This window comes from Accumulibacter sp. (genome assembly GCF_029255285.1).
In the GTDB taxonomy this organism is placed as follows: Bacteria; Pseudomonadota; Gammaproteobacteria; order Burkholderiales; family Rhodocyclaceae; genus Accumulibacter.
Genome location: NZ_JAPUVI010000002.1, coordinates 25,880 through 38,430 on the forward strand (window position 1 = coordinate 25,880; position 12,551 = coordinate 38,430).

Here is a 12,551-nt window from a genome sequence, read left to right on the forward strand (position 1 = left end):
TCTAGGACCGACAAGCCAGCGTTGGCCGCGCAACATCTCGGCCCGTCGCCGGCTGGTGAAGCCACTCCTCTGCCCAGCCCAGGCCGCTCTCGGTGCCCGCACCTGCCAATAGCGGTTGGTATTCGCAACCCAACCAGCCTTCGTAGCCGAGCCGCTCGAGAAGACGGAAAAGGAAACGGTAGTTGATTTCACCGGTTCCCGGCTCGTGACGTCCCGGATTGTCCGCCAGCTGGAAGTGCGCAATGCGCCCGATGTGGGTCTCGATCGTCCTTGCCAGGTCGCCTTCCATGACCTGCGCGTGGTAAATGTCGTATTGCAACCAGAGGTTGTCGGATGCGATTTCGTCGATCAACGCCAGGGCTTTCGTCGGTGTGTCGAGCCAGAAACCTGGGATGTCGACACGGCTGTTGATCGGTTCGATGAGCAGGCGGATACCGTTCGCCGCCAGGCGTTGCGAGGCATGCCGGAGGTTGGCGGCGAACGTCGCTCGGATCTCCGCTTCCGGTACTTCGGCGGGTGCCACTCCGGCGAGACAGTTGAGTTGCGTACAGCCGAGACGGCGCGCGTAGTCGATCCCCAGTTCGACACCGTCGCGGAACTCGGCCTCGCGGCCAGGCAGACAGGCGATACCGCGCTCGCCGCCTGCCCAGTCGCCCGCCGGCAGGTTGTGCAGAACCTGCCGCAACCCGTTTTCGATGAGCAGTCGAACAAGCTCTTCTGCCTCGCAGGCGTAGGGAAACAGGTACTCGACGCCACGGAATCCGGCCCGCGCGGCACGCGCGAAGCGGTCCGCAAACGGCGAGTCGGTGAAGAGAAAGCTGAGGTTGGCGCTGAGCTGCAGAGATCGGCCGGGCACGGACCCTCCTTCGGCTATAATTCCTTATATTCTGACCAGGAAAACGAGCATGGGCAATCGCCTTTCGAAAATTGTCACGCGTACCGGTGACGCTGGCACGACCGGCTTGGGCGACGGTTCGCGAGTCGGCAAGGACAGCCTGCGGGTCGAGACCATGGGCCAGGTCGACGAACTCAACTCGACGATCGGTCTGCTGTTGACTGAGGAATTGCCGGACGACATCCGGCAGGCCTTGACCGGCATTCAGCATGACCTGTTCGATCTCGGCGGCGAGTTGTGCATTCCAGGAAGCAAGACGATCAACGAGGCGCAGGTCATGCGGCTCGAGACGCTGGTCGAACGGTTCAACGCGGATCTTGCGCCGCTCAAGGACTTCATCCTGCCTGGCGGCACGCGCGCCGCCGCCGTAGCGCATGTGGCGCGCACCGTGTGCCGTCGCGCCGAGCGTCAGATCGTCCATTTGGCGAGTACCGAAACGGTCTCCGAGTTTTCTCGCAAGTATCTGAATAGACTGTCGGATCTGTTGTTTGTCGTGGGCCGTTCGTTGAACCGGGCGACGGGGCGCGGCGACGTGTTATGGGTGCAGGGGAAGAACCGTGGGCCCGACTGACTGCGCTCGGTGAGACCCACTCACCGTTCTTGAGGAGCATCGCCATGGCGATCAGCATTACCGTCATTACCACTGCTAGCCGCGCCAGACGCTTTTTGCAGACCGACGCGGCGAGCGTCGAACAGATTCTCGAGAGCCTCAAGCGCAGCAGTCAGATCTTTGCGGGCAAGCCACTGATCGTCGGTTCGGCCGGCCAGACGGAGGTCTTCTCGCCAGGCTCGATCGCTTGCGTCGAGATCGAAGCCAGTCGTGACCTGAACGCTTACGTGCCGACGTCTCAGAATCTGACATTGACTGCGCTGACGCCCGAGCAGGTCGGGATGCCTTTCACGGGCGCCACCGATGGCGAGCACGTCAGGGCGCGCATTGATTTCTTCTTTACCGGCGGCCATGTGCTTCATACCCGCGCCGAGGGAGTGCGTAAGGCGGCATTGGCCGAGCGGCTGATGAACCTGACGAGTCTCTTCGAACGTCCGGTCATCAGTTATCACCTCGCACAGGGCGGCATCGGCCTCATGAATCCGCAGGCGATGACGCGCTTTCTGATCAGCCCAGGCGTTCCCGACCTGCCGCGCGACGCTTGGTTGGCGGATTCGGTCTAGGCGCTCTGCGGAGGTCACGCCAAGCTCTGCCACTGGCCTGAACGTAGGACTCCCCGTCCTTCGCCCAAACAGCCCCAACGGGCGCCAGATCGGTAGTAAACTCCGCGGCTCGCCGCCATGCCGCCAGGGCGTCGCCGCCCCGGTGTCGCTCGCGTAGCCGTCCTGGGTAGGCAAGGTGTGCTCTGTGGCCGCCGTTTTCAGGCGCTGGGCAGCCTGCTGGAGAGATCAAGACCGTGAGCTATACCGCCGAATCGATTGCCGTCCTCAAGGGACTCGAGCCGGTGCGCCATCGCCCTGGGATGTATACGCGTACCGATTGCCCTTTGCACATCATCCAGGAAGCGATCGACAACGCGGCCGACGAAGCGCTCGGCGGCCACTGCAAGCGGATCAGCGTGATCCTGCACCGCGATCAGTCAGTGACGGTGCAGGACGACGGCCGAGGCATTCCGGTCGAGATGCATCCGCTTGAAAAGGTGCCGACGGTCGAAGTGGTGTTCACCCGTCTGCACGCCGGCGGCAAGTTCAACAAAGAGGTCGTCGACTCGGCATACCGCTTCTCAGGCGGCTTGCACGGCGTTGGCGTTTCGGTGACCAACGCTTTGTCGACCAGGCTGGAAGTCGAGGTCGTTCGCGACGGTGCGCGGCATCGGATGGCTTTCGCCGCAGGTGCCGTCGTCGAACCGCTGCAGCGTGTCGGCGATGCTCCGAAAAAAACGACCGGCACGCGGCTGCGCGCCTGGCCAGACCCGACCTTCTTCGATACGTCGACGATCCCGCTGGCGCAGCTCGAACGTCTGCTGCGCAGCAAGGCGTTGCTGTTGCCCGGTCTGCAGGTCTCACTGAGCGTCGAGGACGGATCGACGAGCGACTGGTGCTTCGCCGACGGCATGCGGCAGTATCTGGCCGAGCAACTCGACGGCGAGGCCGTGGCGCCGATCTTCAGTGGCGAGAAGTACGCCGCCAAGGGCGACGACACTTTCCCGGCCGGCTCGGGCGCCGCCTGGGCGATCTGCTGGACGGCCGAAGGGAGCCTGGCACGCGAGTCTTATGTCAACCTTATTCCGACGACCGCTGGCGGCACGCACGAGGCCGGCCTGCGGCAAGCGACCCTGGACGCCATCCGGAGTTTTGCCGAGCACCATGCGCTGTTGCCCAAGGGGGTCAAACTGGCGGCCGAGGATGTTTTCTCGCGCGCCAGCTTCGTTCTCGCCGTACGCCTGCTCGATCCGTCGTTTCAGGGCCAGACCAAGGAGCGCCTCAATTCGCGCGATGCCGTGGCGCTCGTCGGACGCATGCTGCGCGATCCGCTCGAGTTGTGGCTCAACGAGCACCCGGACGCCGCCAAGCGAATTGCCGAACTGGCTATCCGCGCCGCACAGGCGCGCAGCCGGGCTGGTCAAAAGGTCGAGAAGCGCAAGCAGTCGGCTGTCGCGATCCTGCCCGGCAAGCTCTCCGATTGCCAGAGCGAAGACGTGAGCCGCAACGAAATCTTTCTCGTCGAGGGCGATTCCGCTGGCGGCTCGGCGAAAGCCGGGCGCGACAAGGAGTTGCAGGCGATCCTGCCGCTTCGCGGCAAGGTCTTGAATACCTGGGAAATCGAACCCGGAAGCCTGTTTGCCAACCGTGAAGTGCATGATATCGCCGTTGCGCTCGGCATCGATCCACATGCGGCGGGCGCGCCCGATTCGGTGTTGGCCAATCTGCGCTACGGCAAGGTGGTGATCATGACGGACGCCGATGTCGATGGTTCGCACATCCGTGTCCTGCTGTGCACGCTGTTCTACCGCCATTTCCCGCGGCTGATCGCGCGCGGCCATCTGTACTTCGCGCAACCTCCGCTCTATCGGCTGGACGTGCCCGGCCAGGGGAAGAACCGCCCGCCGCGCAAGATCTACGCGCTGGACAACGCCGAGCGCGAAGCGTCGATCGATCGCCTGCGCTTGGAAGGGGTCAAGCCGGAAGCGATATCGATTTCGCGCTTCAAGGGGCTGGGCGAAATGAATCCCGAGCAACTGTGGGAGACGACCATGTCGCCCGATACGCGCCGTCTGATGCGCATACGCCTGCCGGGTGCCGAAGCCGCGAAGCCGGTGATGAACATGTTGATGGGCAAGAGCGAGTCGGCTGGCCGGCGGGCGTGGATGGAAGAGAACGGCGCCATGATCGGCGCGGAGATTTGATCTTGAAGAACGACCCGACTCCCGACCTCTTCGCCGACTCGCCACCGCCGGCACCGCCTGCCGCGCCGACGGCGCCGCTGGCCGAAGACGACGACAGCATCCTGCTGCACGATTCGGCGGCACGCGACTACCTCGAGTACGCCGTCGCCGTGGTCAAAGGCCGTGCGCTGCCGGATGTCAAGGACGGGCTGAAGCCGGTGCAACGCCGTGTCCTGTTCGCGATGCGCGAGTTGGGCTTGTCGGCTACCGCCAAGCCGGTGAAATCGGCGCGCGTCGTGGGCGACGTGATCGGCAAGTATCACCCGCACGGTGACACCTCGGCCTACGACGCGATGGTGCGCGTTGCCCAGTCCTTCATGCTGCGTTATCCGCTGGTCGATGGCCAGGGCAACTTCGGCTCGCGCGACGGCGACAACGCGGCGGCGATGCGCTACACCGAGGCGCGTTTGACGGCGATCGCCGAATTGCTGCTCAACGAACTTGGCGAAGGGACCGTCGATTTTCAGCCGAACTACGACGGCTCTTTCGACGAACCGGCTTTCCTGCCGGCGCGACTGCCTTTCGCGCTGCTCAACGGGGCTTCCGGGATTGCCGTCGGCATGGCCACCGAAATCCCCTCGCACAACCTGCGCGAGGTGGCTGCCGCCGCGATCCACAAGATCGAGCACCCGGCGGCCGGCCTCACCGAGCTCATGGAGCACATTCCCGGTCCCGACTATCCTGGCGGCGGCCAGATCATTTCTTCGCCGGCTGACATCGCCGCCGCTTACGCCAGTGGACGCGGCAGCCTGCGTGTGCGCGCGCGCTACGAATTCGAGGAGATGGCACGCGGTGCCTGGCAGGTGGTGTTCCGGGAATTGCCGCCAGGGGTTTCGACGGCCAAAGTGCTGTTCGAGATCGGTGCCCTGCTCAACCCGCAACCCCGGCCGGGCAAGAAAGTCGTCGAACAGCACGCGGCGCAGCTCAAGGCATTGATGGCCTCGCAGCTCGACCGGGCGCGTGACGAGTCAGGCAAGGACGACGACATTCGGCTGGTCTTCGAACCGACCAGTTCGCGCATCGACCGCAACGACTTCGTCGCGCTGTTGCTGGCTCATACCAGTCTCGAGACGTCGGCACCGATCAACCTGGTGGCGGTCGGCATCGACGGCCGGCCGCGCCAGAAGTCGTTGACCGACCTGATCGGCGAGTGGTGCACCTTCCGCATCCGTACCGTGCACCGTCGTACCGAGTTCCGTCTGCAGAAGGCCGACGACCGCATTCATATCCTGGAAGGCCGCCACATCGTCTTCCTCAACATCGACGAGGTGATTCGCATCATTCGCCACTCCGACGATGCGAAGGCGGCACTGATTGCCCGCTTCACGTTGTCTGACCGTCAGGCCGAGGACATCCTCGAAATCCGTCTGCGTCAGTTGGCACGCCTCGAAGGGCTACGCATCGAGCAGGAGCTCGAGAAGCTGCGCGGCGAGCGCGAGGGTTTGCTGAAGCTTCTCGGCAGCGACGCCCTGTTGCGCCGACAGGTGATCCGCGAGATTCGCGCCGACGTCGAGAAGCACGGTGACGCGCGGCGCACGATCATTCTTGCCGCGGCGACCGCGGCGCGCTCGGAAGTCGCCAGCGTTGCCGACGAGCCGGTGACCGTCATCATTTCCGAGAAGGGGTGGGCACGTGTCAGACAGGGCCATGGCCTGGATCTCTCCAGCGTCGTCTTCAAGGACGGCGACCGTGCGGGTTCGGCGCAGGAGTGCCGTTCGGTCGACTCCCTGGTGATCCTGTCGACCGAAGGACGGGCGTTTACCGTGGCGATCGCCAGTCTTCCCGACGGCCGTGGTTTGGGAGCGCCGCTGTCGTCGTTCGTGGACCTGGGAAGCGGCAAGATCGCGCACGTCATCACTGGTCGTCCGGAGGATGAATTGCTGGTCGCCAAGACCTCGGGTTACGGCTTTATCTGTACCTACGGTGATTTGCTGTCGCGACAGAGAGCGGGCAAGGCGTTTCTGAGCATCGAAGACGGGGCGAGCATCCTGCCTCCCGTGCCGATTGCCGGTCGCGATCACCTTGCCGCTTTGTCAGAAGACGGAAGACTGCTCGTTTTTCCGCTTGAGCAGATGAAGCGTTTGGCGAGCGGCAAGGGTGTCCAGATCATCGGACTGCGCGATGGCGAGACGCTGCGCGCGGTCGTGGCGGTACGGGGGACACGAGTGATGATCCGCGGAACGGCTCGCAACCGGGTCAAGACCCTGCTTTCCGAGGACCGCCATCTGGCTCAGCGGGCGCGCCGCGGGTCACCCGTCGGTCAGATCAGCCAGGTGACGCTGGAAGCGTGCCCGGAGTGATCGGCGGCGAAACCACCTGTTCCTTGAGCGAACGCCGTGTCGGCTTCGCGCCTCGGGGTCGACTGTCTGGGAGAAACGCGTGATAAATGGCAGGAAACGGATTGTTTGGGCGAGTGCAAGTGCAAGTGCTTTCCTTGCGCTGGCTCTGTGGGGAGAGCCGGTGCCGGCCGAGCCGATCGGCTGCGTGACCACCGAGTGGAAACTGCTCGGGGCCAATCACCGGATTTGCGTCGAGAGTTTCGCCGACCCCAAGGTGTCGGGTGTGACCTGTCACGTCAGCCAGGCGAGAACCGGCGGCGTCAGCGGATCCTTCGGTCTGGCACAGGATCCGTCGCAGTTTTCGCTGGCCTGTCGGCAGACCGGGCCAATCATCTTGCCGGCCAAGCTGCCCAAGGAAGCCACGGTATTCTCCGACGACACGTCGATCATGTTCAAGGAAACCCGGGTCATCAGACTCTGGGACGAAACCAACAAGACGCTCGTCTATTTGGCGATCAGCCGCAAGCTGATCGACGGCGCGCCGACGAACAGCCTGTCGACGGTTCCGGTGATGCCCTGGGGGGGGCGCTGACGGTGCTCGGCTGGCCAACGGTCGAGCCGCCCATGCCGCAGGTAGCGGCCGAGTGCGATGTCGGCCGCTTCGGCCAGGTGTTCACCCCGCCGCAGATCGTCGATACCATGCTCTCGCTGGTTCGCCACTGCGGCCGGGTGCTCGAACCGGCCTGCGGCGACGGCGCCTTCTTGCGGCATTTTCCGTTCGCGGTCGGCATCGAGATCGATCCGCGGCATGCGCCGCCAGGCGCGCGGGTGATGGATTTCTTCGATCTGCCCGAGCACGAGTCCTTCGTGACGATCATCGGCAATCCGCCCTATGTGCGTTACCAGGACATCCAGCCGGGGACACGCCAGCGCGTCAGGCGCAGCGTTCTCGATGGACGCGCCAACCTCTACCTGTTCTTCATGGAGAAGTGCCTGCGTCACCTCGCGCCAAGCGCGGAACTCATCTTCATCACGCCGCGCGATTTCGTCAAGGCGACCTCGGCTGTGCCGCTCAACCGGCTCTTGCACGCCACGGGGACGATCACCGATTTCATCGAGCTTGGCGATTCACGCGTGTTCGACGGTGCAACGCCGAACTGCGCCATCTGGCGTTTCGAACACGGGAACTTCTCGCGCCTGACGCGCTTCGCGACGCTCGGCGTCGCCGACGGAATCGCCGGTTTGCGCCGCTTGCGCTGGGAAGAGCGGCACTTCGTCGAAAGCGGCGGTCATTTGCTATTTACTCGTGGCGATTATGCTCTGCACCTGGCCGATCTGGCTTTCGTGAGGGTTGGCGCGGTGTCCGGAGCCGACGATCTGTACGCCAACGACCATTACGGCAGTCGTGACTTCGTCTGCTCGGCGACCGTGGCCAGCGGAAGGACGCGACGAATGCTCTGGTGTGAACCTGGCGAACCGCCACCGGCCGCCTTGTTGGCGCACAAGGCGAGGCTGATCGCGCGTCGTATTCGGCCTTTCGACGAGTCCAACTGGTGGCATTGGGGACGTGGCTATCATCAATCGGCGCAGGCACGTGTGTACGTAAATAACAAGACGCGCCGGCCGCAGCCGTTCTTCGTCCACGCCTGCCCGCATTACGACGGATCGGTGCTGGCGATCTTCCCGCGCGATCCGGCGACCGACGTGCAGGCTCTGGCGGCAGCGCTGAATGCCGTCGACTGGGCCGACCTCGGCTTCGTCTGCGACGGCCGTTTTCTGTTCACCCAGCGCAGCCTGGAGCAGACGCCGCTACCCGAGTCGTGCCGCGTCTTCCTGCCGCGCAGCGGGGTACAATAGCCCGGTTCGCTGAACAGCCGCGCCTCGCCGTCCCGGCAGGCTTCATCACCGCACACTCCCGGCAACACTGCTGTCGGAGTGGAGGAGACAAGCTCATGGTTCCACGTCTTACCACGGCCTTCAGTGGTCCACTGCTCGAGATCGAGCGCTGTTTTCTGGATGCCATGTCCGAGATCGAGTGCTGGTTGCGCGCCCAGTGGCAAGAGCATACGCCACCCTTCTACGGGTCGGTCGATCTGCGTAATGCGGGCTTCAAGCTGGCGCCGGTCGACATGAATCTCTTTCCCGGCGGCTTCAACAATCTCGACCAGAGTTTCCGGCCACTTTGCGTCCAGGCGGCACTTACCCTGGTCGACCGCATTTGTCCGGATGCCAGGAGGCTGCTGCTGATTCCCGAGAACCACACGCGTAACCTGTTTTATCTGCAGAACGTGGCGCAGATCGCCGCCATCCTGCGCCTGACCGGCCTCGAAGTCCGCATCGGTTCGCTGCTGCCGGAGATCGATCAGCCGACACCGGTCGAGCTGCCGGATGGCACGACGCTGCTTCTCGAGCCGCTGTTGCGCAACCGCCAACGGCTCGGGCTCAAGGGCTTCGAGCCTTGTGCCATATTGCTCAACAACGATCTGTCGGCCGGCATTCCGGAGATCCTGCGCCATCTCGACGAGCAGGTGCTGCTGCCCCCATTGCACGCCGGCTGGGCGGTGCGTCGCAAATCCAATCACTTCGCTGCCTACGACGAAGTGGCGGGCGATTTCGCCAGATTGGTGGGCATCGATCCGTGGCGAATCAACCCCTATTTTTCGGTCTGCGACAGCGTCAACTTCCATGAGCGGCAGGGTGAGGACTGCCTAGCGGCCAACGTCGATGCGGTGCTCGAGCTGATCCGCGAGAAGTACCGGCAGTACGGCATCGACGAGACGCCCTACGTCGTCGTCAAGGCGGATGCCGGCACCTACGGCATGGGCGTCATGACGGTCAAGGACGCGTCCCAGGTGACTGGCCTCAATCGCCGGCAGCGCAACAAGATGTCGGTGATCAAGGAAGGCCTGTCGGTGTCGCAGGTGATCATCCAGGAAGGCGTACATAGCTACGAGGTGGTCGGCAGCGGCAAGGAGGAGGGTGTCGCCGAGCCGGTGGTTTACATGATCGACCGCTTCGTGGTCGGTGGTTTCTACCGCGTGCATAGCGGCCGCGGCCGCGACGAAAACCTGAACGCACCGGGAATGCATTTCGAGCGGCTGGCCTTCGAGACCAGTTGTTCGCTGCCCGACCAGTGCCAGACTCCCGACGCGGCGCCGAACCGCTTCTACGCTTACGGCGTGGTCGCACGTCTGGCGCATCTGGCCGCGTCGCTGGAACTCGAACGTACGGCACCTGTGAAGGAACAACTGGCATGCGCATAGCTTTTGTCGTAGACCCGCTCGAGTCGCTCAAGGCGTACAAGGATACGAGCATCGCACTGATGCGTGCCGCGCAGGCGCGTGGCCATGCGATCTGGGCCGTGCAGCAGGGAGCGATTCATCTGTCGGCCCTGCACGGCGTGTGTGCCGAAGCGGTGCATCTGGAGATGCTTGCCGACGACCACGACTGGTTCGTCGAGATCGATCGCCACGTCGTCGCCCTGCGCGATTTCGGCGCCGTCCTGATGCGCAAGGATCCGCCGTTCGACGTCGAATACGTCACCACGACCTGGTTGCTTGGACGGGCCGAGGCGGAGGGCGCGCGCGTCTTCAATCGACCGCAGGCGCTACGCGATCACTCTGAAAAACTGGCGATCGCCGAGTTTTCCCGCTTTGCGGCGCCGACCGTGGTGGCGCGCGACGCGGCACTGATCCATTCCTTCATCGACCGCGAACGCGACACGATTTTGAAGCCGCTCGACGGCATGGGTGGCAGCCAGATCTTTCGCGTCCGGGACGAGGATCCGAACCGCAACGTCATCGTCGAAACGCTCACCCGCCACGGCACGCGCACGATCATGGCGCAGCGTTATATTCCGGAGATCGTCGATGGCGACAAGCGCATCCTGCTGATCGGCGGCGAGGTCGTACCGTGGTGTCTGGCGCGCATCCCAAAAGCCGGCGAGACGCGCGGCAATCTGGCTGCCGGTGGCAGCGGTGTGGCGCGCCGGTTGACGGCGCGCGACCGGGAGATCGCTGATACGCTGGCCCCTGTGCTGGCCGCGCGCGGGCTGCTGCTGGTCGGTCTCGACGTGATCGGCGACTGGCTGACCGAGATCAACGTCACCAGCCCGACCTGCCTGGTCGAAATCGCCGAGCAGACGGGCTTCGATGCTGCCGAGGTGTTCGTTGCCGCGCTGGAGCGTGCGTGCACGCGAGCCGTCTAGGCCTTCTGATCCTTCTTGTCGGCCTGCTCGCCGCCTGTCGTCCGGCGCCGCTTTATCATCAGGAAGCCTTCGTTTTTGGTACCCGAGTCGAAGTCCTGATTGCCGGCTTGCCCGAAACAGCGGCACGCCCGGCAGCCGCCGCCGTGCTGCGGGAGTTCGACCGCCTGCATCGCAGCTACCACGCCTGGCAGCCTTCCGAGCTCAGTGAGCTCAACGCCGCGTTGGCGGCCGGCCGGCCGCAGGTCGTGACGGCGGAAATGGCCGCACTGCTCGCCGATGCCCAGCGCCTGGCGCTGGCCAGCGAGCAGCTCTTCGACCCGGGAATCGGCCGTCTGGTGAGCCTGTGGGGGTTTCACGCCGACGAGCTGCCAGCCCTCCTGCCCGATGCCGGCGCCATCGCTGCCTGGCGCGCGGCACGTCCGAGTATCGCCGACCTGCAGGTAGACGGATTTTCGGTTGCCAGCCGAAAACGTGACGTGGCGCTGGACTTCGGAGGTTACCTGAAAGGTGTCGCGCTTGACCGCGCGGCGGCGATTCTCAAAGCGCAAGGGGTGAACAATGCGTTGCTCAACATTGGCGGCAATGTCATGGCACTCGGCAGCAGGAATGGCCAGCCCTGGCGGGTCGGCATTCAGCATCCGCGGCAGCCGGGCCCGCTGGCCACGCTCGAGCTCGACGACGGTGAAGCCATCGGTACGTCCGGTGACTATCAGCGTTATTTCGAGGTCGATGGCCGGCGCTACTGCCACGTGCTCGACCCGCGCAGTGCTTGGCCGGTAGCACATACGCAGGCGCTCAGCGTGTTGATCACGCCACGCGCTGCCGCCGGGACGCTGTCCGACGTCGCCTCGAAGCCGTTGTTCATTGCTGGCGGCGACTGGCCGCGCCTGGCACGTCGCCTGCAGGTCGAGCATGTGCTGAGGGTCGACGAGCAGGGCCACCTGCAGGTCAGCAATGCCATGCAGCGCCGGTTGACCTACGTCGGAGCTCAGCCGGCGGCGCTCGAAATCGTTCCCTGAAGTGTGCGCCTATGCTGCCGCAGGACATGGAATCCCTTAGAATGGCGGCCTGTGACAAGGGGTGAAAGTAATGATCGGTATTTTGCTGGTGACGCACGGCACTTTCGGTGAAAGCCTGATTCAGAACGTGTGTCATGTTCTGAACAAACGCCCGCCGCTGGTCGCGCAACTCGGCGTCGCCGCGCAGGACGATCCGCTCGACATCCTGTCGCTGGCGCGCCTGCTGCTGAAGGAGGTCGATGGTGGCGAAGGAGTCCTGGTGATGACCGACATCTTTGGCGCGACGCCGGCCAACTTGGCACTCAAGCTGCTCGAGCCGGGGCGTGTCGAGGGTGTTGCCGGAGCCAGTCTGCCAATGCTGTTGCGCGCCCTGACCTACCGCGAACGAGGGATGGAAACGATGTTGCAGAAAGCGATCAGCGGCGCCCACGATGGCGTCATCAAGCTGCCGGCGGTGATCTAGAATCCGATGAAGGGAATGCGGCATGGTACGTGCTGAAGCACCGATCCTCAACAAACTCGGCTTGCATGCCCGCGCCTCGGCCAAGCTGACGCAGCTGGCCAGCCGTTTCTCGAGCGAAGTCTGGATGGAGAAGGGCGAGCGCCGGATCAACGCCAAGAGCATCATGGGTGTCATGATGCTGGCGGCGGGCAAGGGCTCGGTGGTGGTCGTCGAAACCGTCGGGGAAGACGAGCAGGCGGCCAGTGAGGCGATCGTCGCACTGATCGCCGACCGCTTCGGCGAGGCCGAGTGAG

General features: G+C 64.2%; 12 protein-coding genes. 11 read left to right on the top strand and 1 reads right to left on the bottom strand.

What is annotated here, in order from left to right:
- Position 1 precedes the first annotated feature (1 nt).
- On the bottom strand, positions 2-856 hold the full coding sequence (hyi, locus tag Q1M07_RS00210; RefSeq protein WP_300449168.1) for a hydroxypyruvate isomerase: 855 nt from the start codon (positions 854-856) through the stop codon (positions 2-4).
- A 49-nt stretch (positions 857-905) separates the two neighbouring features.
- Here hyi and Q1M07_RS00215 point away from each other — a divergent pair, with 49 nt between their 5' ends.
- The 11 genes from Q1M07_RS00215 (at position 906) to Q1M07_RS00265 (ending at position 12,550) form a co-directional block, all read left to right on the top strand.
- On the top strand, positions 906-1,466 hold the full coding sequence (locus tag Q1M07_RS00215) for a cob(I)yrinic acid a,c-diamide adenosyltransferase (RefSeq protein WP_300449169.1): 561 nt from the start codon (positions 906-908) through the stop codon (positions 1,464-1,466).
- Between the two features lie 44 nt (positions 1,467-1,510).
- Positions 1,511-2,068, top strand: coding sequence for a hypothetical protein (locus Q1M07_RS00220; protein WP_300449170.1), 558 nt, complete (start codon positions 1,511-1,513; stop codon positions 2,066-2,068).
- A 233-nt stretch (positions 2,069-2,301) separates the two neighbouring features.
- The gene (gene parE, locus Q1M07_RS00225) at positions 2,302-4,251 is read left to right on the top strand and encodes a DNA topoisomerase IV subunit B (protein WP_300449171.1); all 1,950 of its coding nucleotides are present in this window, start codon (positions 2,302-2,304) and stop codon (positions 4,249-4,251) included.
- 2 nt (positions 4,252-4,253) lie between these two features.
- Entirely contained in the window at positions 4,254-6,590 is a 2,337-nt protein-coding gene (locus Q1M07_RS00230) for a DNA topoisomerase IV subunit A (protein WP_300449172.1), read from the top strand.
- Between the two features lie 160 nt (positions 6,591-6,750).
- Complete coding sequence (locus Q1M07_RS00235; RefSeq protein WP_366983854.1) at positions 6,751-7,161, top strand: CreA family protein; 411 nt, start codon at positions 6,751-6,753, stop codon at positions 7,159-7,161.
- Positions 7,162-7,193: 32 nt separating this feature from the next.
- On the top strand, positions 7,194-8,426 hold the full coding sequence (locus Q1M07_RS00240) for a class I SAM-dependent methyltransferase (RefSeq protein ID WP_300449173.1): 1,233 nt from the start codon (positions 7,194-7,196) through the stop codon (positions 8,424-8,426).
- Positions 8,427-8,521: 95 nt separating this feature from the next.
- Positions 8,522-9,832, top strand: a complete 1,311-nt coding sequence (gene gshA, locus Q1M07_RS00245) for a glutamate--cysteine ligase (protein ID WP_300449174.1) — start codon at positions 8,522-8,524, stop codon at positions 9,830-9,832.
- Positions 9,823-10,776: a glutathione synthase gene (gshB, locus tag Q1M07_RS00250; RefSeq protein ID WP_300449175.1), complete on the top strand. Its 954-nt coding sequence runs from the start codon at positions 9,823-9,825 to the stop codon at positions 10,774-10,776. Before gshA ends, gshB begins: the two co-directional genes overlap by 10 nt.
- Positions 10,758-11,795 carry an FAD:protein FMN transferase gene (locus tag Q1M07_RS00255; protein WP_300449176.1) on the top strand — a complete coding sequence of 346 codons (1,038 nt, stop codon included), beginning with the start codon at positions 10,758-10,760 and terminating at the stop codon, positions 11,793-11,795. Before gshB ends, Q1M07_RS00255 begins: the two co-directional genes overlap by 19 nt.
- Before the next feature lie 70 nt (positions 11,796-11,865).
- Positions 11,866-12,258, top strand: a complete 393-nt coding sequence (locus Q1M07_RS00260; protein WP_300449177.1) for a PTS fructose transporter subunit IIA — start codon at positions 11,866-11,868, stop codon at positions 12,256-12,258.
- 22 nt (positions 12,259-12,280) lie between these two features.
- Positions 12,281-12,550, top strand: coding sequence for an HPr family phosphocarrier protein (locus Q1M07_RS00265; RefSeq protein WP_300449178.1), 270 nt, complete (start codon positions 12,281-12,283; stop codon positions 12,548-12,550).
- Position 12,551: the final 1 nt, after the last annotated feature.